Here is a 23,303-nt window from a genome sequence, read left to right as displayed (position 1 = left end):
ATTTCCTCATTACCTTATCACTCTTGCATATTATAATGTTCTTTAACTTGCTCACGTAGCTGTCGCTTCAGAAATTTACCCACTGATGTTTTAGGGATTTCATCGAAGAACAGAACATCATCTGGCAGCCACCATTTAGCGAATTGTGGCCGGATGAATTCAAGCATATCTTCTTTACCGACTTTGTCAGCGAATCCTTCATGTAAAACAACACATGCAACTGGTCGCTCTTGCCATTCAGCGTCTGGAATTGCGATAACACTTGCCTCGAAAACTGCATCGTGTGCCATCAGGGCGTTCTCCAAATCTACGGAAGAAATCCATTCTCCGCCACTCTTAATCAGGTCCTTCGTGCGGTCAACAATTTTAAGTGTACCTTCTTCGTCTACGGTTACAACATCACCAGTATGGAACCAGCCATCAACGAACGCATTCTCGCTTCGTTCATCCTTATAGTATTCGTCGGCGATCCATGGCCCGCGAAGTAGTAACTCACCCATTTGTTCACCATCCCAGGCAACTTCGCCATCATTACCCATGATTTTCATGTCGAGGCCAGGTATCAGTGCGCCCTGTTTGGCGCGTTGATCCAATTTATCCTCTTCACTTAACTCTTCCTCCTGGTAGCTCTTCAGTCTGGAAAGTGTCACGAGTGGTGTTGTCTCAGTTGCACCATAGGCATGAATAAATGGTATTTTATACTTTTGCTCGAAGGCTTGGATAAGTCCCTTTGGTGCAGCGGATCCACCGCAAAGTACTGCACGCAAGCTTGACGTGTCATAATCCCCTTGTTCCAGTTCCCGCAGTAATCCTAACCATATAGTTGGAACTCCTGCAGTAATAGTGACGTTGAATTTTTCTATGAATTCGGCGAGTCGTTTTGGCGTGAACCGTGGTCCAGGCATGACTTGTGTAGATCCAAACCAGGTACATGCAAATGGTGTACCCCAGGCATTAACGTGAAACTGTGGTACGACAGCCATTGATACATCAGATTCTGATACCGCGGCTGAATCAGCTAATCCTAGAGCATAACTGTGCAGGACTATCCCGCGGTGCGAGTAGACAACACCTTTAGGTTTACCTGTTGTAGCGGATGTATAGCACATTCCGGCTGGGTCATTTTCATCGATTGCTTTTGAAAATTCATGTGTGGGATCTCCTGTATGCAGTAATTCTTCATATGAATAAAGTGGTTTTAAAGTAGATTCTGGAAGTTCGGATTTGTCAGTCATAATGACAAATGCTTCAACCGTTTGAAGCTTATCCTGTACGGCTTCGATGAGGGGTAAAACGTCTTCGTCAATAAATAAAATCTTATCTTCTGCATGATTTATAATGTAAATAATGTGCTCAGGGGATAATCGGATATTAATGGTGTGCAACACTGCCCCCATACCTGGTGCGGCAAAATAAATCTCCAGGTGCCGGTGATGATTCCAGGCTAATGTGCCGACCCGATCACCTTTTTGTATTCCCAAACTATCGAGAACACTCATTAAGCGCCTTGTTCTTTCTCCGATATCGGCATATGTAAGCCGGTGAAGCTTATCGTGCGTTTGCGAGATGACTTGTTTTTTTGAGAAAAACTTTTCTGCATGTTCAAGCATGGGTCCTACTGTTAACGGGACTTGCATCATATGAAACATCTCCTTTTTATATATTATACAAGCACACTTTAATAATATCACATTATTTCAATTATTATAAAAACTTTATAAATAAGTTTTGCAAAAGGAGGAGTTTATTGATCCGTGGTAAAATGGGGATAGAAATATGAGAAGATCTTGGTATTAAGTTGAAAATGCCGGAATTAGGCTGAAGTTCTCGATACTATGAAGATACTAATATTAAATAGAAGATCTCAATATTAGGTGGGAGTCAGAAAGGCTGACGATGATGAAGAAACAGCATGATTTCACACAAGGGAATATTCTGAAGCAGTTGATTATATTTTCAGGGCCGATTATGCTGACAAATTTGCTGCAAACATCCTACCAGTTTGCCGACAGTTTATGGGTAGGTAATTTGCTTGGAGCAAATGCACTCGGTTCTGTAGCTGTTTCGAGTACAATTATTTTTACGGTATTATCATTTGTAATCGGGTTAAATAATGCTGCATTGACAATTCTGTCACAGCAAAAAGGTAAAAAAGATGATACGGGGTTAAAACGCTATCTCAATGCATTTGTCGTAATTTTGGTGTTGCTTTCAATTTTATTAGGAACTGTTGGTTATCTTATGGCTGAGCAGCTTCTGCAATTATTGGGCACTCCGGAAGGCATGATGACTGAGGCGAAGACATATCTTCAGGTAAACTTCCTAGGAATATTGTTCTTGTTTGGATATAACTTTATAAGCACTGTTCTTCGTGCACTCGGTGATAGTAAAACACCACTTCGGTTTGTAATGCTGGCGGTAGCATTAAATATTGTGCTTGATCCATTGTTCATAGCCGGCTTCAATTTGGGTATTGATGGAGCGGCATATGCCACAATAGTGGCACAGGGAAGTGCATTTCTCTATGGAATTATCCATGTTTTGTACCGTAAATTAGCCCCATTCACCATGCCGTCACTTCCATCAAAAAAGGAAGTCGGCCTAATTTTAAATCTTGGCATTCCATCAGGGTTGCAAATGGCTGTTATTTCTGCAGGAGTAGCGGCAATAATGAGTGTTGTAACGATATACGGGGAAGGTGTAGTCGCTGGCTTTGGTGCTGCACAACGTTTGGATAGTATTTTGATGCTGCCGGCACACGCGCTTGGAACAGCAGTTAGCAGTATGGCTGGTCAAAATATTGGGGTTCGGAATTGGTCACGTGTAAAAAGCATTGCAAGGTTTGGTGTTCTCTACAATTTTTCTGTTATGCTTATCGTAGGAATTCTAGTTGTATTTTTTGCGGAATACGGTATACGGCTATTTATTCAGGATGAAGCAGCGATAGTATTCGGAACAAGATATCTGCAGATTATCGCACTATGTTATCCATTCCTCGGGATTAATTTTATATTAAATGGAATTGTTAGGGCGTCCGGAGCAATGTACCAGGTACTCGCACTAAACGTCATTTCATTGTGGGTGCTTCGCTATCCATTAACCGCTCTTTTTTCCAACTGGCTTGGTGAAACTGGCATAGCAATTGGGATGGGGTCAAGCTTTTTGGTAAGCAGTTTATTTGCGTATATGTACTACCGATTCGGAAAATGGCGAGAGAAAGAGTTATTCGCAAAAAACCAATAGAAGCTTATTCTATGAAACTAGCAAAAGAATGACAGAGGGATTTTATGAAAACTAAAACAAAAAAAGCAATTAAACAAACGTTCGTGATAGCAGCTGTCTTGGTTAGTGTATTTATCATAGTGTCCTTTCTGGCGCTTGAGCGGCCAGACAGTCATCAGTTTGAAGTTTCGCGCACGTTGATAAGTGAGCAGGTATGGGAATATAAGCCGACTGTTGAAAAGTATGCAAAACAGTACGGTGTAACAAAATATGTGGATGTGATGCTTGCAATGATGATGCAGGAATCTGGTGGTCGGGGGAATGACCCAATGCAGTCATCTGAAAGCTATTGCGGAGAAAGAGGATGCATAGATGAACCAGAACTTTCCATTAAACAAGGAGTCTATTATTTTTCCCAGACAATTAAACAAGCAAATGGAGATTTGAAAGTGGCTATTCAGTCATACAATTTTGGAAAAGGTTTTATTGATTACATTAACGATAATTCGGGAACGTATACCCAGGAAGCAGCTATTAATTTTTCTCAAAAAATGTATAATACTTCATCAAATAAATCGATATATACATGTTTACGAGAAGAAGCAAAGCAGTATAATGCCTGCTATGGTGATATATATTATGTTCGTGATGTAATGGAATATAGGGACGAACTTGCAAAAGAGTAGTAATACTGAATATGGAAATGATAAAATTAAATTATAAGGAGGAATTAACATGGTAAAAGCAATACATACTGCATATGCACCGGCTGCAATTGGACCATATTCACAGGCAATTCAGGCTGGGGATTTTATTTATGTTTCAGGACAGATCGGAATCGACCCTAGCAATAGTGAGGTAGTTGATGGTATAGAAAACCAAACAGAACAAGTGCTGGCAAATCTGCAGGCGATACTGACTGAAGCTGGAGTTAATTTTTCCCAGGTGGTTAAATTTACTATCTATCTTAATTCAATGGATGATTTTGCAACTGTAAATGAAATATATGGTGGTTTTTTAACTGAACCATATCCGGCACGAGCGACAGTTGAAGTCAGCCGATTACCGAAGGACGTTCTGGTAGAAATGGACGTAATCGTATATACAAAATAGCATCAGGAGGAATAATAATTGGATAATTTTACATTCTATAACCCGGTTAAATTAATTTTTGGAAAAGGTCAACTGGAAGCATTACCTAATGAAGTTGCTGCTTACGGTAAAAAAGTGCTGCTTGTATATGGTGGTGGAAGTATCAAGAGAAATGGCGTATATGATGAAGTCATGAATCAATTAAGTAAAATAAATGCCGAGGTAGTTGAACTTGCAGGGGTAGAACCTAATCCACGCGTTTCAACAGTTCGAAAAGGCATTGAAATTTGCAAAAATGAAGATGTTGAATTTGTGCTTGCTGTTGGTGGAGGAAGCACAATTGATGCGACAAAAGCAATCGTAACAGGCGCTAAAACGGATATTGACATATGGGATATTGTCACGAAAAAAGAAAAGGTAAACGATGCGCTTCCATTCGGAACAGTCCTGACTATTGCGGCAACAGGATCTGAAATGAATGCAGGATCGGTTATTACCAATTGGGAAACACATGAAAAACATGGCTGGGGAACACCATCAACCTTTCCTAAATTTTCCATTCTTGATCCAACAAATACATTTCCGTTCCACGCGACCAGACAGTATATGGCAGCGTTGATATAATGTCGCATGTGTTGGAACATTATTTTCACCAAACAGGAAATACGCCTGTACAGGATCAATTTTGTGAATCGATACTGCGTACGGTTATTGAAACAGCTCCAAAATTATTGGATGATCTGGAAGACTATGAGTACCGTGAAACAATGATGTTAAGTGGAACCTTAGCATTAAATGGAATGTTGAATATGGGCTATCGTGGTGACTGGGCAACACATAACCTTGAGCATGCTGTATCAGCGGTGCATGACATTCCTCATGGTGGTGGACTTTCGATTATTTTTCCAAACTGGATGAAGCATGTATTGGATGATACGAACACAAATCGCTTTAAACAACTTGCAGTTCGTGTGTTTAATGTTGAAGCAGAAGGAAAAAGTGATCGTGATGTTGCGCTTGAGGGAATAAATAAACTACGCGAATTCTGGAATGATATTGGGGCTCCAGCTACATTAGCGGAATACGACATCGATGAAAACACCGTTGAAGAGATGGCCGATAAAACCGTTATTGCACGTCCTGAGTATGGTAACTTTAAAAAATTATCTCGCCAGGATTCAGTAGAAATTTTCAAGGCTAGCCTATAAACGGCAGTTTCCGACAAAAAATTTCCCGGGAAATAACAAAAATTATTCGCCTCTACAGGACGTTTCGACACTGTAGTCATACTTAGTCAAACGTGTTTAAGGTTCACAGCCTATTATTTTCTATAACAAAAAGAACTAGCTGTTATTGATAAACAGCTAGTTCTTCTTTTATGGCTGATCTTATTTTATCTAAACATTCTTCAGGAGTGTTACCGAAAACGCGTTTATTGTTTACTAGTGCATATGGCTTAACCCGACATAGCCCGCAAAATGACAAACATTCATTCATAAGCACGGCTACCTCAGGAAATTCCTTTTCGATGATGCCTTCTATATCTAAAGTAGTGATCGCATTTCCGTCACAAACCTCAACAACGACAATTCCCATTGCTATCACTTTCTTTCTAATGTCTGAATAATTTATTGACTCTACTAGTTGTAGCATATCCAGTATAACAAATCAATATATTATTGTGGGGAATTTTGTTTGTTGAATTCAACATTTATTACTTAGCATGCTCCGCTGAAATCTGCTAGGAAGAGGAGAGTGAGTGCGATCGCTTTCCCTCGTATTCGTGCTTATACCATGCCACAAGCATTATAAACCCGCCTATTAATAGCAATCCACTAGTTACGAAAAACACTGCGGAGAAGCCGAAGAACCCTGCCAGCATACCTCCTAGTGCAGGTCCAATGATATTCCCTAAAAACCGTAAACTGGTATTATAACCGAGCACTTCCCCTTGCATTGATAATGGTGCTTCCTGGCGTATATAAGCTACTCGAACCGGAACCAACCCACCGATAGAAATACCTAATAAAAATCTTAGTACAACTAATTGCCAAATATTGGTAACGAATGCGCCGGGCAGATAAACAATACCAGCCATAAATAATAAGAAAATCATTATTTTGGTATAACCAATACGATCCCCTAATTTACCCCAGCGCTTAGCCATTAACAAATTCCCAAGTCCAGCTGCTGAGAACGCCATTCCGGAATAGAATGCAATGCTGACCGGTCCGTGTATCTCAGCTACATATAAGGACAAAATTGGCTGGATACTAAAATGTGCAATTTGTACCAAAGTGGAAATGAGCATGACGACGAGTAAAACCGGATTTTGTATGATATGCAAGAGGACCTCTTTAGTAGAATAAGAAACTTGATCCTGATTATCATCAGAAAAATTTATAAGAATTTCTCTTACGCCAAACAACACAATGATACCGGATAAAAATATTGTGATGGAAATCCACTTGAATGTGGAGGCATATCCGAAAGCATCAGCGAGCACGCCACCAAGTAATGGTCCCATCAATGCTCCTGTTATACTTCCAGTTTGCAAAGTCCCTAGCACCTGACCAGCGATTCTCTTCGGTGTTTGCGTTGAAATCATGGCCTGGGACATTGGAATAAATCCAGTAAATACCCCCATAAATAAGCGCAATAAAAAAAGCTCCCATACTGAGGAGGTAAACCCCATTAGGAGTACTGATAAACCAAGACCTGCAGCAGAAATTATAAGAATCTTTTTCCTGCCGTACTTATCACCGATACGGCCCCAGATTGGTGAGAAAATAAAGGCAGTGACAAAGGTGATTCCGAATATCCATCCTGACCATGTTTGTACATAAGAATCAGTGAAATTACCGAATTCTTCTATATATAAAGAAATAAATGGAAGTACCATAGTAATACTTCCGGCAATGAAAAAGTTGGCGAACCACATAATAATTAAATTTCGTTTTACATTAGGATTTTGCTCTGAAATAACAAATCCCTTCTTTCAAATTTATTTCGGTACTCTAAATATAAATATATAGTAACATGAATTAATTTGAAAATTAAATGCTCATTTTTAACTAACAAAAATGTTAGATTATATAACAAATAGGGAAAAATGTATTCACGGTCATCATAAAACGTTATAATGTATCGTAATTACTAATAGTATTTAGACAAGCATAGGATAAAAAAACTGACTAATAAAGGAGTAACTATAATGATGAAAAGTTATTTGAAGTTGGCTGCTGTTTTTGTGTTAATAGTTGGATTGATTACTAGTCTTGCGGCTCCGGTTCAGGCTGCTAATAATGGCGGTATAAATGAAAAGCTAGGTGTTCCAATAGTTGTATACGGGGATACCTTGTCAGATGAGCAAAAAAACAAAGTAAGTGACCTACTGGATGTTAACGATCCTGAAGCGGTGAAAGAGTATACAGTAACAGGTAAAGATATCGCCAAGTATATTGATGGGGATCCAAATTCAAGAATGTTTTCATCAGCGAAAATCACCCGGCAAGAAAAAGGTGAGGGTCTATCAATAAATATTGTAACACCAGAAAATATTACACAAGTAACAAATGAAATGTATGCAAATGCACTCTTGACGGCAGGAGTAGAGGATGCAACAGTTGATGTGGCTTCACCTGTAAAAGTCAGCGGACACTCTGCGTTAACAGGGATTTATAAGGCCTATGATGCTGAAGGACAACCACTTGATAAGGAAAGAATGCAATTAGCTGATGAAGAACTTGGTGTTGCAACAGATCTTACCAAGGATGGGTTAAGTCAGGAAAAGGTAAGTGAATTGCTTACGGAAATTAAAAAAGCAATAGCTGACCAGAACCCAGCTACAAAGGAAGATGTTGAGAAAATCGTTCAGGAGCAGCTTGACAAATTGGGGATTTCATTAAGTGAAGAAGACCGTCAAATGCTAATCGACTTATTTAATAAAATGAAGGATTTAAATATTAACTTTGATGAAGTGAAGAATCAGCTTGATAATATTGCTTCTAAAGTTCAAGATCTTGTAAATGATGAAGGATTTTGGAATAAAGTAGAGAATTTTTTTAAAAAGTTCACAAACTTAATTGGAAACTTTTTTGAAGGCTTGTTTAACTAAGTACTAGGATAATAAAAGGTAATTTTAGGGAAATTAAGATAATGACTGTCCATAATATGGCAGTCATTATTATCTTTTTAGATTGTAATTAGCTATCCATTAGAATAGTGGTTTAGAATTATCAATTATTGATAGCTATAATATATGAGCACTAAGACTATCAGTAGGATAAATAATGCGATGCTTTGAAAACGTGCAATTTTATAGATACGCTGGCTAACTTTTGATGAAGGTAGTGGCTTTTCTTTCCATTCATCAAGATAATCCTGTTGTTTTGACATTACACTCCTGAATCTTCTGAAACCGAATGTAACCCCGTCGTAAAAGCCACCTTTCATTGTATACATTAATAAAAATATGACACTATAAATTAATAAGAAATAGAATGTCATATTTAAGATTTGAACCAATGAAAAGATAGACGCTCGGAAATATACCATAATAAAGATGATACTTATATTGAGAATCAGAATAAACCAATTTTTCTTATCCATTTCTTCTATTCCACCTTCAAAAATTATATAATATTGAGTATATCATAATTCAAAAAAGTTGAATTGAAATATAAATGTAAAATATTAATTACTTGCAAAGTACCGATGGGCAACCGATACAGAGCATTCTGATTTAATTTTCTTAAAAAAGTCTTTACAAACTTGTAAGAAAAATTGTATAATTCTATTTAGTAGATAGAATCTGCTAAAAAGTCAGAAAAATTAATATTATCAAGGGGGTAATTTTCAACATGAAGTTGAAGAAGGTATGGTTTTTAGCACTAGCTTTAATGCTAGGTCTCTTCCTCGCAGCTTGTTCCGGTGGAGATGACGGAGGCGATACGTCGTCAGAAGGTGGAGAAGACACTAACACTGAGGCAGACAGCGGAGAAGAAGATACAGGAGAAGAAGAAGCTTCAGAGCCTGAACAGGTAATGAACTTCATTAATGGTGATACTATTCCATCAATGGATGCTTCTATGGTTACTGATGAGTATGGTATTCAGTTCCTTGGTGCAACAATGGATGGGCTTTATCGCTTGAAAGATGGAGAAGTTGTACCTGGTATTGCCACAGATCACGAGATTAGTGAAGATGGTACTACTTGGACATTTACGCTTCGCGAAGACGCTAAATGGTCAAATGGTGACCCTGTAACAGCACATGATTTCGTTTATTCATGGCAGCGTGCAGTAAATCCTGATACTGGATCAGAGTATGGTCCATACATGATGGGTGGCGTTATTAAAAACGCAACAGCTGTTAACTCAGGTGATGTACCTGTTGAAGAATTAGGTGTAAAAGCAGTTGATGATTACACATTTGAAGTTACACTGGAAAACCCAGTACCTTACTTTGAGTCATTAACTACATTTGCAACATATTATCCGCTAAATCAGAAATTTGTTGAAGAGCAAGGTGACAAGTATGCTACAAGCACAGACACACTTGTTTTCAACGGACCATATACATTGGATAACTGGGAAAGCACAAGCAGTTCTTGGGAACTTAACAAGAATGCAGACTACTGGGATGCTGAAACAGTAAAACTTGAAAAAATGACTTATGAAGTTGTAAAAGATCCACAAACAGCAGTAGACCTTTATGAATCCGGTGAAATTGACCGTGCTGGTTTATCTTCTGACCTTGTAGATCAATATTCTACACATGACGATTATCGTGTAGTACCTGAAACATCATTATTCTATCTAAAACTTAACCAAACTGGAAGCGATGCGCTTGCAAATGTTAATATCCGTAAAGCAATTAGTAAAGCATTTGACAAGGAAGCATTAGTTAACGAAATTCTTAACAATGGTTCACTTGTATCAACAGGATTTGTTCCTAAAGACTTCGTACAGACTCCAAGCGGCGAAGACTTCCGTGAGGCAAATGGCGATCTTGTAACACATGATGTCGAGGAAGCAAAGGCACTTTGGGAAAAAGGTCTTGAAGAAATTGGTCAAGATTCTGTAACATTAGAATTCTTAGCAGGCGATAGTGAAACTGCTAAAACAATGAACGAATATCTTGCTAATCAGCTTCAAACAAATCTTCCAGGATTAACTGTAGAATTGAAGCAAGTTCCATTTGAACAGCGCCTTGATTTGGATACAAACATGGATTACCAAATTCAGTTCGCTGGTTGGGGACCAGACTATCTTGATCCATATACTTTCTTAAACTTATGGCTTACTGATGGCGGAAACAACAAAATGGGATTCTCAAACGAAAAATATGATTCATTGCTAGAAGAAACTGCGACAACGCTAGCACAAGATCCTGAAGCTCGTTACGCAAACTTCCTTGAAGCAGAAAAAATTCTAGCTGAAGAAGCAGCTGTAGCACCTATTTATCAAAGTGCATCTGCTCAGCTAGTACGTCCAAGTGTTCAAGATGTTTACGTTAATGCGTTCGGCCCTACTTACGAATACAAATGGGCAAGCGTAGGAGCAGAAGAATAAAAATTATTTTAATAAAATATGCTATAATTTGAAAGGGAAGAGAGTATATGACCTTATGGCATATGCTCTCTTTTGCCCTTTTTACTAAAAAGTCATATAATATTGAATATTTTAATATCAGCACGATTAAACAGAAATTCAGGAGGTGCAGAAATGCTTCGTTATATATTAAAGCGTGTTTTTTATATGGCAATTACATTGTTCATTATTGCCACCGTCTCGTTTTTTCTTATGAAAATGCTTCCAGGAAGTCCACTATCAGTTGAAAACAAACTAAGTGAAGCACAACAGACAATTGTATTAGAAAAATACGGATTGAACGATCCCATTCCTGTTCAATACGTGAAATACATAGCTGGTCTTGTACAAGGTGACTTAGGTATTTCCTTCCAGTTTGACAATACCCCGGTAACGGATATCATTATGGCTCGTATCGGTCCCTCCATGGTACTCGGTGCACAAGCCCTCGTATTTGGGACAGTCCTAGGTATATTATTCGGGCTGGTGGCAGCCATTTCACATAATGGTGTACTTGATTATACCTCAACCATTATTGCTGTATTGGGTACTTCTATTCCTTCCTTTATATTTGCAGGGTTACTACAATGGTATCTCGCCGTGAAGTTTGAGATGTTCCCTGTTGCATTATGGGGGACATATGAACATACCATATTGCCTACAATTGCATTATTAATCTTTCCGATGGCAATATCAGCTCGTTTTACAAGGACAGAAATGCTTGAAGTACTTGGCTCTGATTTTATTACTACAGCAAGAGCTAAAGGTGTAACTGAGTTTGGAATTATTTTTAAGCATGGTTTAAGAAATGCTCTAATTCCACTGGTAACAGTAGTAGGTCCTATGGCCGTTGGCTTAATGACAGGAACACTGGTTATTGAACAGATTTTTGCCGTACCGGGAATTGGTGAACAATTCGTTACATCTGTCATGGTTGTGGACTACCCTACCATCATGGGTCTGACGCTATTCTTTGCCTTCTTATTTGTGGCAATTATTCTAGTTATCGACCTTCTATATGTATTAATCGATCCAAGAATTCGACTGACGGGAGGGGAAAGTTAAATGACACAAGAAAACGAGCATAAAGATGTACCTAAAGAACTTTTAGTTCCCCTCGAACGGAAAGAAGATACAAGTGAAAAGATTTCTGGTCCCCCGAGATCATTTATGCAGGATGCAAGAAGAACCTTTTTCAAAAATAAATTTGCTGTTATTAGTATGATTCTGCTGGTTATTGTCGTTCTCTTGAGTATTATAGGACCATATTTCAACGAGCATACGATGGATGGTCAGGATCTTTCAAGGGCAAAAATGCCACCACGTGTACCGGTTCTAGAAAACATATCCTGGCTAGGTTTAAATGGTACTTTAACAAGTGAATTCGATGGCGATACGGTTGAAGACGCAACTAAAAACGCGGTTATGCGTTATGATAACAAAGAAGATTTTATTGATATAAGAGTACTGGCTGAAGGAGATGGCTCAAAGGACTCAGCCGAAGTAGAGGCTACTTATCATATTTATGAAGCGCAGGAAATGATGGATCAATACTATTGGTTAGGAACCGATACACTCGGACGTGACCAATGGACAAGAATGTGGCTGGGGACAAGAGTTTCTCTTATTATTGCTTCAGTTGCTGCATTGATTGATCTGGTGATAGGTGTAGCCTATGGCGGTATCTCCGGATACTATGGCGGAAGAATTGATAGTTTCATGCAACGAATAATTGAAATTCTCGTCGGTATTCCTAACCTTGTTGTTATCCTGCTGATGATCATTGTACTGCAGCCAGGCATAGTTTCTATTATCATAGCCCTTACGATAACCGGATGGATAGGTATGGCACGTATTGTAAGGGGTGAAATTCTGAAGTTGAAAAACGAGGAATTTGTGCTTGCCGCAAGGACACTAGGCCAATCAGGCGGAAAAACAATTACGAAACATTTGTTACCAAATGTTGCAGGGATAATTATTATTAATACAATGTTCACCATCCCGAATGCGATATTCTTCGAAGCATTTTTAAGCTTCATTGGGCTTGGTATTGTACCACCTGAAGCATCGCTTGGTGCATTAATTAATTCAGGCTTCGATGTCTTTAGACTTTATCCTTACATGGTATTTTATCCCGCAGTCTTGATTTCAGTAATCATGATTGCCTTCAACTTGATTGGTGACGGACTTCGCGATGCGTTTGATCCGAAAATGCATAAATAAAAAGGTAGGTGTCTTTGAATGAGTAAATTATTGGAAGTGAAAGATCTGAGCGTATCATTTAACACCTACAGCGGTGAAGTTCAAGCTGTTCGAGGTGTGAGCTTTGATGTAGAAAAAGGTGAAACCCTGGCTATTGTTGGTGAATCTGGTTCTGGGAAATCCGTAACAACAAAAGCTCTTATGCAACTACTTCCAAAGCCACAAGGGCAAATAAAATCAGGAGAGATTTTATTTGAAGGAAATGATATTGCTAACTATTCAAATAAGCAAATGCAAAAAATTCGCGGAAAAGATATGTCCATGGTATTCCAGGACCCTATGACCTCCCTGAACCCAACAATGAAAGTGGGGAACCAAATTATGGAGGGTCTGATCAAACACAGGAATATGGGACGTGGAGAAGCAAAACAAAAAGCGATTGATCTATTGGAGCAAGTTGGAATTCCACACCCTATGCTAAGATTAAATCAGTATCCGCACCAATTTTCCGGTGGAATGCGTCAGCGTGCAGTAGTAGCAATAGCGCTTGCCTGTAATCCGAAAGTACTTATTGCTGATGAACCAACTACAGCACTTGATGTTACTATTCAGGCACAAATTCTCGATCTCATGAAGGACATTCAACGTGAAACAGACAGTGCGATTGTATTTATCACGCATGATCTGGGTGTTGTGGCAAATGTTGCGGATCGGGTTGCGGTTATGTATGCTGGCAAAATTGTTGAAATTGGGAAAGTGGATGAGATATTCTATAATCCAAAACATCCGTATACTTGGGGACTTCTGGGCTCAATGCCAACACTTGATAGTGAAGAGGAAGAATTATTTACTATTCCAGGAAGCCCTCCAGATATGTTGAATCCACCTAAAGGGGATGCATTTGCCCCAAGAAATGAATTCGCATTGGAGATAGATACGAAGATGGAACCGCCTATGTTTAAGGTATCTGATACACATTATGCTGCGTCCTGGCTATTGCATAAGGATGCACCAAAAATGGAACCACCTGCTTCCGTCAAACGTAGAATGCAAGGATTTGCTTCGACAGACGATAAGGATGGTGAAGAGTAATGGAAAACGAAAAACTCCTTGAAGTAAAAAATTTACAGAAATTCTTTAAAGCAGGGCGTAAGAACACCATCAAAGCGGTGAACGGGATATCATTTGATATTTATAAAGGGGAAACATTCGGTCTTGTTGGTGAATCCGGTTGTGGTAAATCAACAACTGGCCGGACAATCATCCGTTTATATGAGGCAACTGGTGGTGAAGTTAAATATAAAAATGAAAGTGTTCACGGCAAAAAATCCAAAGAGGATATGCTAAAATTTAACCGGAAAATGCAGATGATTTTCCAGGATCCATCATCTTCATTAAACCCGAGAATGACTGTTATGGATATCATTGCAGAAGGCATTGATATTCATAATTTGGCAAAAAATGAAACAGAGCGTAAAAACCGTGTCGAATCATTGCTGGAAACAGTCGGACTGAATAAAGAGCATGCAACTCGCTTTCCACATGAATTCAGTGGCGGTCAAAGGCAGCGTATTGGTATTGCACGAGCCTTAGCGGTTGAGCCAGAATTCATTATAGCTGATGAACCTATTTCAGCACTTGACGTGTCTATTCAAGCACAGGTTGTGAATCTGCTTAAAAAATTACAGCGTGAACATAACCTTACATTCCTATTTATAGCTCACGACCTTTCAATGGTTAAATATATCAGTGATCGTACAGGTGTTATGTATTATGGTAATATGGTGGAACTGGCTGACAGTGATGAGTTGTACAGGAATCCACTTCATCCATATACAAGATCACTTTTATCAGCAATTCCATTACCAGACCCAGAATATGAACGAAGTCGGAAAAGGTTCGCATACGATCCTGCTGATTATGATACTGATGAAGAACCAGAATTTCGTGAAGTTAAACCGGATCACTGGGTTCGCTGTACTGAGAAAGAGTTTCAGCAGTATCAAGAGCAATTAAATAATAAATAAGTAAGTAAAACCCCTGCTGAATTAACAGCAGGGGTTTAGTTTTGGGAAAAAAATGCTGTTTTTAATAAAAATAAGTTTAGTTGGGGTTCAACAGAATTTCATATAAACGCTCGGTGAATTTAGATTCAAGCTACTTTATCACTATCAGCGATACATATAAACGGACCACTGCTTAAAACAGCAGGAGTTTTATTAAGATCTGACTACAATAAAGTCTATCATACTATCTAAACCAGTTATTCTTATATAAATATGTAACAAAAATAGTACTTTGAAATAAATCTATTATAATTGTAATAAATCTTCGCTAGTTTGGTAATCCTTGTAATAGACTCTTAAAAGTCTTGTAACTGCATTGCCTATTAACCTGTGATACTATGGGCAATGTCAGAAATTAAAGGAGGGACTACCTATGAAGAAATTAGTAGCATCAATAGCTACAGGTGTCATCATTGCTGGCGCAACATTAACCACTGCATCTGCAGCGGAATACAAGGTTGAAAAAGGAGATAACCTTTGGGATATCGCAGAGGAATATAATACTACTGTAGATGAATTGGTTGAAACTAACGAGTTAAAAACAACAGTTATACAGCCAAAGCAGAAACTATTTATAAATGAGACATATATGGTAGAGCAAGGTGATACATTAATTGGAATTGGAAAAGAGTATGATGTATCTGTGGAAGATCTGAAAAAATGGAATAAACTCGAATCAGATCTAATTGTAATTGGACAAGAACTTGAAATTAAAGGTGTTAATGTAGCGAAGGAAGATTCTGCTCCAGCAACAGCTTCAACAGAAAGTTCATCAAATGAATCTTCTAATAACGATGGTTCATCAAATGAAACTGCAGAATCTAGTAAACAAGAAAAGTCATCACAAGATAAGCCAGAAGGTAAAACAATTTCAGTCAGTGCGACTGCATACACTGCAAATTGCGATGGATGTTCTGGGGTTACTTCTACTGGAGTTGACTTAAATGCAAACCCAAATGCTAAAGTAATTGCAGTCGATCCTAATGTAATTCCACTTGGATCTGAGGTGTATGTAGAAGGTTACGGCTATGCAACTGCTGCAGATATCGGTGGTGCAATTAAAGGTAATAAAATTGACGTTTATGTAAAAACAAAAGACAAAGCATATGACTGGGGCGTTCGCACAGTTGATGTAACAATAGTTGAATAGCTAACTAGCATATAAAGGAAAGCATCTTTTAGTAGATGTTTTCCTTTTTTATTTTGCAATTAAACATTAATTAACAATAATCTCTTTTTTATTCTTTTCGTCCACGACGTTGTTTGTATCATCAGTAGATTGGGTATAGCCAATAATACCGAAACTTAATATTAAAACCATAAATAGTACAATTAATAGTTTTTTCATATTTCATACCTCACTTTGTTAATCTATTTAATATTATAGTAAAATAATGATATACATACCATAGAAATATGTAATAAAAAATAGGTAAATGTTACAAGCTTGTAATATAATAAGAAAGTAGGGAGTCATATGTTAAAGAAAAGAAGCATCGGTGAAGTTTTAATTATAAATTCCACGATACTATATATAATTTCCTTGTTTTTACCGTGGGTTAATCTTGCATTTACTGATAGCGCAAGTGGATTCGCCCATCGCGGCTATATTGTTCTTGTTTTGTTCATTTATCCAATTTTTACTGTTTATACTAAGAAGTCACCAGGTTTATTAGGAATTGCAGGATCAATAGCTGCAGCAGTATTCCTGCTTTATTACATCATACAAGTATCACAGCATTATATGGGGGAATCGGTCAGTGAAGCTGGATCAGGTCTATATCTTGCATTGTTATCATCGTTGATTTTAGTCACTGGTGTTATTCTGAAATTAAAAGATGAAAAGCAGAAATCGTATGAATCAAACGGAATTGTTAAATAATACGTACGATGTGTTAAAATATATTTAGTGATAAAGAGTTATTATCGTTTACATACTTTAAGGAGGAAGTAACGAATGACAAGTAAAGTATTACATTCATTCTTGGAAGAAAATATAATGGACTTAAAAGAGCGAGGTCTTTATAACGAAATTGATCCTGTACAAGGGGCGAATGGACCAACAATTAACATTAATGGAAAAGAGCTTATAAATCTTTCATCAAATAATTACCTCGGTCTGGCAACTGATGAACGTCTAAAGGAAGTTGCAAAAAATGCAGTTGACTCACATGGTGTCGGTGCAGGTGCTGTTCGTACAATCAATGGCACATTGGATCTGCACATAAAACTTGAGGAGAAGCTTGCAGAATTTAAAGGGACAGAAGCTGTTATTTCTTATCAATCAGGTTTTAACTGTAACATGGCTGCTATTTCAGCAGTAATGGATAAGAATGATGCAATCCTCTCAGATGAATTAAATCACGCATCAATTATCGACGGATGTCGTTTATCTAAGGCAAAAATAATTCGTGTGAATCACTCCGATATGGTGGACTTAAGAAAAAAGGCAAAAGAAGCAGTTGAGTCCGGTCAATATAACAAAGTAATGGTTATAACAGATGGTGTATTCTCAATGGATGGAGATATTGCCAAACTGCCAGAAATTGTTGATATAGCTGAAGAGTTTGATTTAATTACATATGTTGACGATGCACATGGATCAGGTGTTTTAGGTAAAGGTGCTGGAACAGTTAAGCATTTTGGCTTACAGGACAAAGTTGATTTTCAGATGGGAACGTTATCTAAAGCCATTGGTGTAATTGGCGGATATGTAGCCGGAAAAGCTGAATTAATCGACTGGTTAAAAGTACGCTCACGCCCGTTTTTATTTTCGACAGCCGTTTCACCAGCTGATGCGGCAGCAAGCACAAAGGCGGTTGACCTGCTGATTGAATCCACGGAACTAAATGAGAAGCTGTGGAAGAATAGTGATTACCTAAAAGAAGGCTTGAAGAATTTAGGATTTGATATTGGTAATAGTGAAACACCAATTACGCCTTGTGTCATCGGTGACGAGAATGATACCCAGAAATTCAGTAAGCGATTGAATGAAGAGGGTGTTTATGCTAAATCGATTGTTTTCCCTACAGTTCCAAGAGGAGCGGGGCGAGTCCGTAACATGCCAACTGCAGCACATACTGAGGAAATGCTAGATAAAGCAATAGAAATTTATAAAAAGGTAGGTAAAGAAATGGGTCTCATCTAATTAAGGATGAGATCTTTATCTGAAGGAATTGTTGGGGGTAATTAATATGAAAAAGATACTAGTTACAGGCGCATCTGGTCAAATTGGTTCAGAGCTTGTAACAACATTACGAAAACACTATGGTGCATCAAATGTAATTGGATCCGATATTCGAAAGAGAGAAGATGAAGAGGGTCCATTTGAAACAATAGATGTTACCAACGCAGAAAGTTTATTTGAAACAGCAAAGAAGCATAATGTAGACACAATTATGCATCTGGCAGCCTTACTGTCAGCAAAAGCGGAGTCAATCCCGCAAACAGCTTGGAATCTTAATATGGGTGGCCTGATGAACGCACTGGAAGTAGCTCGAGAACTTAATCTGCAATTCTTTACGCCAAGCTCAATTGGTGCATTTGGTCCACTTACCCCAAAATTGAGGACGCCACAGGATACTATAATGCGGCCAACGACAATGTATGGGGTCAATAAAGTTGCCGGAGAACTGCTTTGCGACTATTATTTTCACCGATTCGGCGTAGATACTCGTGGAGTCCGTTATCCAGGCTTGATTTCCTATGAGACACCTCCCGGCGGTGGAACAACTGATTACGCAGTAGAAATATACTATGAAGCAATCAAGAATAAGAAGTACACATCATACATAGCTGAAAATACATATATGGACATGATGTACATGCCAGACGCGTTAAATGCAATTATCCAGTTAATGGAGGCAGACTCTGACAAACTTGTACATAGAAACGCATTCAACATTTCCTCGATATCCGCAGCGCCAGAGGACTTTGCAAAAGAAATTCAAAAACATATCCCTGAATTTGAATTGACTTATGATGTTGATCCTGTTCGTCAGAACATCGCTGAGAGCTGGCCCGACAGTATTGATTCCTCAAACGCAGCTGAAGAGTGGGGATTTAAGGCAGAATATGATATTGCTAGGATGACTAAAGACATGATTGATAAGATAAGTTTGAAAACGAACTAATTAGTGAAACTCGAGCGACAAGCAGCGCAACTCGAGCGACAAGCGGCGAAACTCGAGCGACAAGCAGCGAAACTCGAGCGACAAGCAGTGAAACTCGAGCGACAAGCAGCGAAACTCGAGCGGCAAGCAGCGAAACTCGAGCGACAAGCAGTGAAACTCGAGCGACAAGCAGCGGAACTCGAGTGACAAGCAGCGGAACTCGAGCGGCAAGCAGCGAAACTCGAGCGACAAGCAGCCCAACTCGAGCGACAAGCAGCCCAACTCGAGCGACAAGCAGCGAAACTCGAGCGACAAGCAGCGAAACTCGAGCGACAAGCGGTGAAACTCGAGCGACAGCTGCGCAACTCGAGCGACAAGCCAATCCAAAACGAGCAAAAAAAGAGACTTGATTTGAATAAAAACTCAAATCAAGTCTCTTCTTTTATTAAGCATACATTTCAGCAATTTTTTGCTGCAGCTTTTGATCAGAAATGTACTCATCATAGCTCATTTCTTTATCGATAACCCCATTAGGTGTAATTTCAATCAAACGGTTTGCAATACTTTCGATAAATTGATGGTCATGTGACGTGAACAAAATAGACCCCTTAAATCTAACCAAGCCATTATTCAATGCAGTTATGGATTCCAAATCCAAGTGGTTCGTTGGCTCGTCTAATATCAATACGTTCGCACTGCTTAACATCATTTTGCTAAGCATACAACGAACTTTCTCACCACCTGATAAGACGCTTGCTTTTTTCAATGCTTCTTCACCAGAGAATAACATACGACCTAGGAATCCACGCAAGAATGTTTCCGTCTCATCTTCTGGTGAATATTGACGCAACCAGTCAACCAGTGGCAAGTCATTGTTTTCAAAATAGGCGCTATTATCTTTAGGGAAGTAGGATTGTGATGTCGTTACACCCCACTTAAATGTTCCAGCATCTGGTTCCATTTCACCCATAAGAATCTTGAAAAGTGTTGTCTTAGCGATGTCATTTTTACCGACGAGGGCAATTTTGTCATCTTTATTCATCGTAAAGCTAAGGTTGTCCAATACTTTTGTATCACCGATTGTTTTTGTTAATCCTTCTACACGTAATAAGTCATTACCAATTTCACGTCCAGGTGTGAACGAAATATAAGGATATTTACGTGAAGATGGTTTGATATCATCCAAAGTAATGCTATCCAAAAGTTTCTTTCGTGATGTTGCCTGTTTTGATTTCGATGCATTTGCACTAAATCTGGCAACAAACGCCTGTAATTCCTTAATTTTTTCTTCTTTTTTCTTATTTGACTCTTGTGCCATTTTTGTCGCTAGCTGACTGGATTCGTACCAGAAATCATAGTTGCCGATATAAATTTCTATTTTTCCATAGTCAACATCAGCAATGTGTGTGCATACTTTATTTAAAAAGTGACGGTCATGAGACACTACAATAACTGTGTTTTCAAAGTTAATCAGAAATTCTTCCAGCCATTGTATTGCTTGTATATCCAGGCCGTTTGTAGGCTCATCCAATAATAAAATATCAGGATTGCCAAAAAGAGCTTGAGCAAGCAGCACTTTAATCTTCTGGTCTGCAGCTAAATCACCCATCTTCATTGAGTGTAACGACTCATGAAGGCCAAGTCCCTTTAATAAAACTGCGGCATCCGATTCTGCTTCCCAGCCGTTCATTTCAGCAAATTCGCCTTCTAGCTCAGCTGCGCGCATACCATCTTCTTCGGAAAAGTCTGCTTTCATATAAATAGCATCTTTTTCCTGTTTTACGCTGTATAATTGTTCATGTCCCATTAGGACTGTATCGAGCACTTCGTATTCTTCATAAGCGAAATGATCCTGTTTTAAGACAGTCATTCGTTCACCGGGGGATAAAGATACATTACCTGACTGGGGCTCAACTTCACCTGATAATACTTTTAGGAAAGTTGACTTTCCTGCACCATTAGCTCCAATCAAGCCATAGCAGTTCCCGGGAGTGAATTTTAAATCTACATCTTCGAATAATTTTTTATCGCCATATTGTAAACTTACATTTGTAACATTAATCATGCTTGTAGCTTCCTCCATTAAATAGTAATCAAGGTAAGCTTACGGGATTTGAGCCATTTCGTCAACGTAAACGTTTAAAAAACTTCTAAGGGAATAAGAAATCACTAAAAATTTTGAGATATTTTGGATTAATTTAAAATTATTTACTTTTATACTATCTGTAACTTAAAAAAGACTATATTTTTTACTGAATGTATGTAACAATAAATTAACGATATATAAAACGTTAACAAGTTGCCATCATATATTGGTGACTTAACGGAGGGGAATTTAAATGGGGGAAAACAGAATTTATTTTCTCTTTACAGACACTGGGACATACTTATCCCGGCTAATTAACTATTGCACAAAGCAGCCTTTAAATCATGTCTCTCTTGCATTTGAGCCAGACTTACAGGAAGTTTACAGTTTTGGTCGAAAAAAACCGCGAAATCCTTTTATCGGAGGATTTGTGAAGGAAGATATTCGCAGTGATTTTTTAAAAAATTCGGCATGTGCTGTGTATTCATATGCGCTATCTGAAACCGATACGAATAAAATTAAAGAGAAAATTGAAGAAATCGAACTGCGTAAAAGTAACTACAAATACAATTTTCTAGGCTTGATTGGGGTATTGCTGCAGGTTGAGATAAATAGGGAAGACGCATTATTTTGTTCTCAATTTGTTGCTACGGTTCTTCAGGATGTTGAATCACTGGAATTTAGAAAGCCAACCTGTTTTACAACCCCAGCAGATATTCGCAATCATGAGGGGCTGGAATTAGTTTATCAAGGAACACTAGGTAACTATCAAGAAAGCCAAAGGGACTTGATAACACAACGAAGGCTGGTAAAAGGTGACACACAATTAACAAAGCAATCATTTATTTTCTTACTATCTAAAAAAGTAAAACGATTAGTCATCAAATGAGAAGAACCTTACATTATATGTATAGGTTCTTTTTATGGAAGGAGATGTATTTAATTGGAAAGAAGTAGCAATTATCGATTATTAAAAATCAGAGAGATTTTATTTAATGAAACGGATGAATATCATGAAATGGGTATAGGAGAACTAAGCGAAAAGATTCGAGTAATTGCTGGTGATGTGACTTTTGATAACCGGACGATAAAGCGTGATCTTGAAGCTTTGGATGATATGGACTTTGAAATTGTCCAAAATAAAGGGAAATTCGGTAAAATATTGTTTAGCCATCAAGCGAGATTATTTGAAACGTATCAGCTGCGCCTGATTATTGATGCTATTTTATCGGCACGCTTCATTACAACAAATGAGAAAGAGAAATTGATTCAGAAAGTAAAGGAACTGACGAGTAAACATATTGCAAAAACGTTGCCAGAGCCAATTTTGTTTGATCAGTCAGCCAATATTGACTATGAACTGGTCAAGATTAATATAGACTGTGTCCATCGAGCAATTTCAGAGGGAAAGGTACTTACATATCAATATGGGAAATTTAATGTAAAGAAGGAATTCGAGTATCATCGTAATGGGGATTTCTACCATGTAGAGCCATATGCTTTAATTTGGCAAAATGACTATTATTACTTAATTGGGCGATTTCAGGATACAAATGAATTAAGGCATTATCGATTGGACCGAATCCGCCATATCGAGGTAAGTGAAAAGCACTTTACAAAATGTGAATTCAATCTTCAGGAGTACGTTAATCAAAGCTTTCATATGTTTGCCGGAGAAGAAATGTGGATGAAAATAAGATTCCATAACAGCATGGTTAATGTAGTTTTGGATCGTTTTGGACAAGAGGCGGATATTAAAGAAATGGATGAAGACCACTTTATGCTGACAACCAAGGTTAAGCTGTCGGATGGGTTAATAAATTGGATTCTCACATGGGGAAACAAGGCAAAAGTTCTATCTCCAGACCACCTTGTAGAGAAAATGAAAGACAAAATTAATCAAATGAGTGAGGTTTATAAAGATTAAAAA

The 23,303-nt window shown here is 38.2% G+C and carries 21 protein-coding genes and 1 pseudogene; 16 read left to right on the top strand and 6 right to left on the bottom strand.

All coding sequences use genetic code 11. From position 1 onward, the window contains the following. Window positions 1-17: 17 nt before the first annotated feature. The gene (locus J2Z82_RS09220) at window positions 18-1,640 is read right to left on the bottom strand and encodes a long-chain fatty acid--CoA ligase (RefSeq protein WP_209480511.1); all 1,623 of its coding nucleotides are present in this window, start codon (window positions 1,638-1,640) and stop codon (window positions 18-20) included. 259 nt (window positions 1,641-1,899) lie between these two features. Here J2Z82_RS09220 and J2Z82_RS09215 point away from each other — a divergent pair, with 259 nt between their 5' ends. From J2Z82_RS09215 to J2Z82_RS09200, 4 genes and pseudogenes are all read left to right on the top strand, one after another. Beyond that, complete coding sequence (locus tag J2Z82_RS09215) at window positions 1,900-3,243, top strand: MATE family efflux transporter (protein ID WP_209480614.1); 1,344 nt, start codon at window positions 1,900-1,902, stop codon at window positions 3,241-3,243. Window positions 3,244-3,287: 44 nt separating this feature from the next. Next, a complete protein-coding gene (locus J2Z82_RS09210) occupies window positions 3,288-3,908 on the top strand; it encodes a lysozyme family protein (protein WP_209480510.1) in 621 nt (206 codons plus the stop codon). Window positions 3,909-3,957: 49 nt separating this feature from the next. Beyond that, window positions 3,958-4,335 (top strand): RidA family protein, encoded by a 378-nt coding sequence (locus J2Z82_RS09205; RefSeq protein WP_209480509.1) that lies wholly within the window; start codon window positions 3,958-3,960, stop codon window positions 4,333-4,335. Between the two features lie 18 nt (window positions 4,336-4,353). Next, window positions 4,354-5,522, top strand: a pseudogene (locus J2Z82_RS09200) (iron-containing alcohol dehydrogenase). 142 nt (window positions 5,523-5,664) lie between these two features. Here J2Z82_RS09200 and J2Z82_RS09195 read toward each other — a convergent pair. Both J2Z82_RS09195 and J2Z82_RS09190 read right to left on the bottom strand, forming a co-directional pair. Then, window positions 5,665-5,910, bottom strand: a complete 246-nt coding sequence (locus tag J2Z82_RS09195; RefSeq protein ID WP_174615030.1) for a YuzB family protein — start codon at window positions 5,908-5,910, stop codon at window positions 5,665-5,667. Window positions 5,911-6,055: 145 nt separating this feature from the next. Beyond that, complete coding sequence (locus J2Z82_RS09190) at window positions 6,056-7,255, bottom strand: MFS transporter (RefSeq protein WP_209480508.1); 1,200 nt, start codon at window positions 7,253-7,255, stop codon at window positions 6,056-6,058. 276 nt (window positions 7,256-7,531) lie between these two features. On the opposite strand from J2Z82_RS09190, the gene J2Z82_RS09185 reads away from it, so the two are divergent. After that, the gene (locus J2Z82_RS09185) at window positions 7,532-8,431 is read left to right on the top strand and encodes a DUF1002 domain-containing protein (protein ID WP_209480613.1); all 900 of its coding nucleotides are present in this window, start codon (window positions 7,532-7,534) and stop codon (window positions 8,429-8,431) included. A 125-nt stretch (window positions 8,432-8,556) separates the two neighbouring features. On the opposite strand, the gene J2Z82_RS09180 is transcribed toward J2Z82_RS09185, so the two are convergent. After that, window positions 8,557-8,925: a DUF3899 domain-containing protein gene (locus J2Z82_RS09180; RefSeq protein ID WP_209480507.1), complete on the bottom strand. Its 369-nt coding sequence runs from the start codon at window positions 8,923-8,925 to the stop codon at window positions 8,557-8,559. A gap of 251 nt (window positions 8,926-9,176) precedes the next feature. Between J2Z82_RS09180 and J2Z82_RS09175 the strand changes: the two genes are divergently transcribed. The 9 genes from J2Z82_RS09175 (at window position 9,177) to J2Z82_RS09135 (ending at window position 19,308) form a co-directional block, all read left to right on the top strand. Further along, window positions 9,177-10,889: a peptide ABC transporter substrate-binding protein gene (locus J2Z82_RS09175; RefSeq protein WP_209480506.1), complete on the top strand. Its 1,713-nt coding sequence runs from the start codon at window positions 9,177-9,179 to the stop codon at window positions 10,887-10,889. A gap of 153 nt (window positions 10,890-11,042) precedes the next feature. Further along, window positions 11,043-11,972, top strand: a complete 930-nt coding sequence (opp3b, locus tag J2Z82_RS09170; protein ID WP_092502152.1) for an oligopeptide ABC transporter permease — start codon at window positions 11,043-11,045, stop codon at window positions 11,970-11,972. After that, window positions 11,973-13,130 (top strand): oligopeptide ABC transporter permease, encoded by a 1,158-nt coding sequence (gene opp3C / locus J2Z82_RS09165; RefSeq protein ID WP_209480505.1) that lies wholly within the window; start codon window positions 11,973-11,975, stop codon window positions 13,128-13,130. It begins immediately after the preceding gene. Window positions 13,131-13,148: 18 nt separating this feature from the next. After that, on the top strand, window positions 13,149-14,201 hold the full coding sequence (locus J2Z82_RS09160; RefSeq protein WP_209480504.1) for an ABC transporter ATP-binding protein: 1,053 nt from the start codon (window positions 13,149-13,151) through the stop codon (window positions 14,199-14,201). After that, complete coding sequence (locus tag J2Z82_RS09155) at window positions 14,201-15,136, top strand: ABC transporter ATP-binding protein (RefSeq protein WP_209480503.1); 936 nt, start codon at window positions 14,201-14,203, stop codon at window positions 15,134-15,136. The genes J2Z82_RS09160 and J2Z82_RS09155 overlap by 1 nt, the downstream gene beginning before the upstream one ends. Window positions 15,137-15,548: 412 nt before the next feature. Further along, a complete protein-coding gene (locus tag J2Z82_RS09150; RefSeq protein ID WP_209480502.1) occupies window positions 15,549-16,325 on the top strand; it encodes a 3D domain-containing protein in 777 nt (258 codons plus the stop codon). Between the two features lie 327 nt (window positions 16,326-16,652). Then, window positions 16,653-17,057: a hypothetical protein gene (locus J2Z82_RS09145; protein WP_209480501.1), complete on the top strand. Its 405-nt coding sequence runs from the start codon at window positions 16,653-16,655 to the stop codon at window positions 17,055-17,057. 75 nt (window positions 17,058-17,132) lie between these two features. Next, the gene (locus tag J2Z82_RS09140) at window positions 17,133-18,323 is read left to right on the top strand and encodes a glycine C-acetyltransferase (protein WP_209480500.1); all 1,191 of its coding nucleotides are present in this window, start codon (window positions 17,133-17,135) and stop codon (window positions 18,321-18,323) included. A gap of 46 nt (window positions 18,324-18,369) precedes the next feature. After that, complete coding sequence (locus tag J2Z82_RS09135) at window positions 18,370-19,308, top strand: L-threonine 3-dehydrogenase (protein WP_209480499.1); 939 nt, start codon at window positions 18,370-18,372, stop codon at window positions 19,306-19,308. Here J2Z82_RS09135 and J2Z82_RS09130 read toward each other — a convergent pair. Together J2Z82_RS09130 and J2Z82_RS09125 are read right to left on the bottom strand one after the other, a co-directional pair. Continuing rightward, window positions 19,268-19,714, bottom strand: coding sequence for a hypothetical protein (locus J2Z82_RS09130; RefSeq protein WP_209480498.1), 447 nt, complete (start codon window positions 19,712-19,714; stop codon window positions 19,268-19,270). The genes J2Z82_RS09135 and J2Z82_RS09130 overlap by 41 nt on opposite strands. 18 nt (window positions 19,715-19,732) lie before the next feature. Beyond that, a complete protein-coding gene (locus J2Z82_RS09125) occupies window positions 19,733-21,352 on the bottom strand; it encodes an ABC-F family ATP-binding cassette domain-containing protein (RefSeq protein WP_209480497.1) in 1,620 nt (539 codons plus the stop codon). Between the two features lie 274 nt (window positions 21,353-21,626). Between J2Z82_RS09125 and J2Z82_RS09120 the strand changes: the two genes are divergently transcribed. Continuing rightward, window positions 21,627-22,262: a hypothetical protein gene (locus tag J2Z82_RS09120; protein WP_209480496.1), complete on the top strand. Its 636-nt coding sequence runs from the start codon at window positions 21,627-21,629 to the stop codon at window positions 22,260-22,262. A gap of 54 nt (window positions 22,263-22,316) precedes the next feature. Beyond that, window positions 22,317-23,300 carry a helix-turn-helix transcriptional regulator gene (locus tag J2Z82_RS09115; protein WP_209480495.1) on the top strand — a complete coding sequence of 328 codons (984 nt, stop codon included), beginning with the start codon at window positions 22,317-22,319 and terminating at the stop codon, window positions 23,298-23,300. The last annotated feature ends 3 nt before the right edge of the window (window positions 23,301-23,303 follow it).

Source organism: Virgibacillus litoralis, assembly GCF_017873675.1.
Taxonomy (GTDB): Bacteria; Bacillota; Bacilli; order Bacillales; family Amphibacillaceae; genus Lentibacillus; species Lentibacillus litoralis.
This window is presented reverse-complemented; position numbering and strand designations above follow the sequence as displayed.

Bases quoted from the DNA above. Each gene is read 5' to 3' on its own strand.
- J2Z82_RS09145 (WP_209480501.1), top strand. From the start codon at position 16,653: ATGTTAAAGAAAAGAAGCATCGGTGAAGTTTTAATTATAAATTCCACG.
- J2Z82_RS09150 (WP_209480502.1), top strand. From the start codon at position 15,549: ATGAAGAAATTAGTAGCATCAATAGCTACAGGTGTCATCATTGCTGGC.
- J2Z82_RS09175 (WP_209480506.1), top strand. From the start codon at position 9,177: ATGAAGTTGAAGAAGGTATGGTTTTTAGCACTAGCTTTAATGCTAGGT.
- J2Z82_RS09210 (WP_209480510.1), top strand. From the start codon at position 3,288: ATGAAAACTAAAACAAAAAAAGCAATTAAACAAACGTTCGTGATAGCA.
- J2Z82_RS09190 (WP_209480508.1), bottom strand. From the start codon at position 7,255: ATGTGGTTCGCCAACTTTTTCATTGCCGGAAGTATTACTATGGTACTT.
- J2Z82_RS09185 (WP_209480613.1), top strand. From the start codon at position 7,532: ATGAAAAGTTATTTGAAGTTGGCTGCTGTTTTTGTGTTAATAGTTGGA.
- J2Z82_RS09220 (WP_209480511.1), bottom strand. From the start codon at position 1,640: ATGATGCAAGTCCCGTTAACAGTAGGACCCATGCTTGAACATGCAGAA.
- J2Z82_RS09195 (WP_174615030.1), bottom strand. From the start codon at position 5,910: ATGGGAATTGTCGTTGTTGAGGTTTGTGACGGAAATGCGATCACTACT.
- opp3C (WP_209480505.1), top strand. From the start codon at position 11,973: ATGACACAAGAAAACGAGCATAAAGATGTACCTAAAGAACTTTTAGTT.
- J2Z82_RS09135 (WP_209480499.1), top strand. From the start codon at position 18,370: ATGAAAAAGATACTAGTTACAGGCGCATCTGGTCAAATTGGTTCAGAG.
- J2Z82_RS09180 (WP_209480507.1), bottom strand. From the start codon at position 8,925: ATGGATAAGAAAAATTGGTTTATTCTGATTCTCAATATAAGTATCATC.
- J2Z82_RS09140 (WP_209480500.1), top strand. From the start codon at position 17,133: ATGACAAGTAAAGTATTACATTCATTCTTGGAAGAAAATATAATGGAC.
- J2Z82_RS09155 (WP_209480503.1), top strand. From the start codon at position 14,201: ATGGAAAACGAAAAACTCCTTGAAGTAAAAAATTTACAGAAATTCTTT.
- J2Z82_RS09205 (WP_209480509.1), top strand. From the start codon at position 3,958: ATGGTAAAAGCAATACATACTGCATATGCACCGGCTGCAATTGGACCA.
- J2Z82_RS09160 (WP_209480504.1), top strand. From the start codon at position 13,149: ATGAGTAAATTATTGGAAGTGAAAGATCTGAGCGTATCATTTAACACC.
- opp3b (WP_092502152.1), top strand. From the start codon at position 11,043: ATGCTTCGTTATATATTAAAGCGTGTTTTTTATATGGCAATTACATTG.
- J2Z82_RS09120 (WP_209480496.1), top strand. From the start codon at position 21,627: ATGGGGGAAAACAGAATTTATTTTCTCTTTACAGACACTGGGACATAC.
- J2Z82_RS09125 (WP_209480497.1), bottom strand. From the start codon at position 21,352: ATGATTAATGTTACAAATGTAAGTTTACAATATGGCGATAAAAAATTA.
- J2Z82_RS09215 (WP_209480614.1), top strand. From the start codon at position 1,900: ATGAAGAAACAGCATGATTTCACACAAGGGAATATTCTGAAGCAGTTG.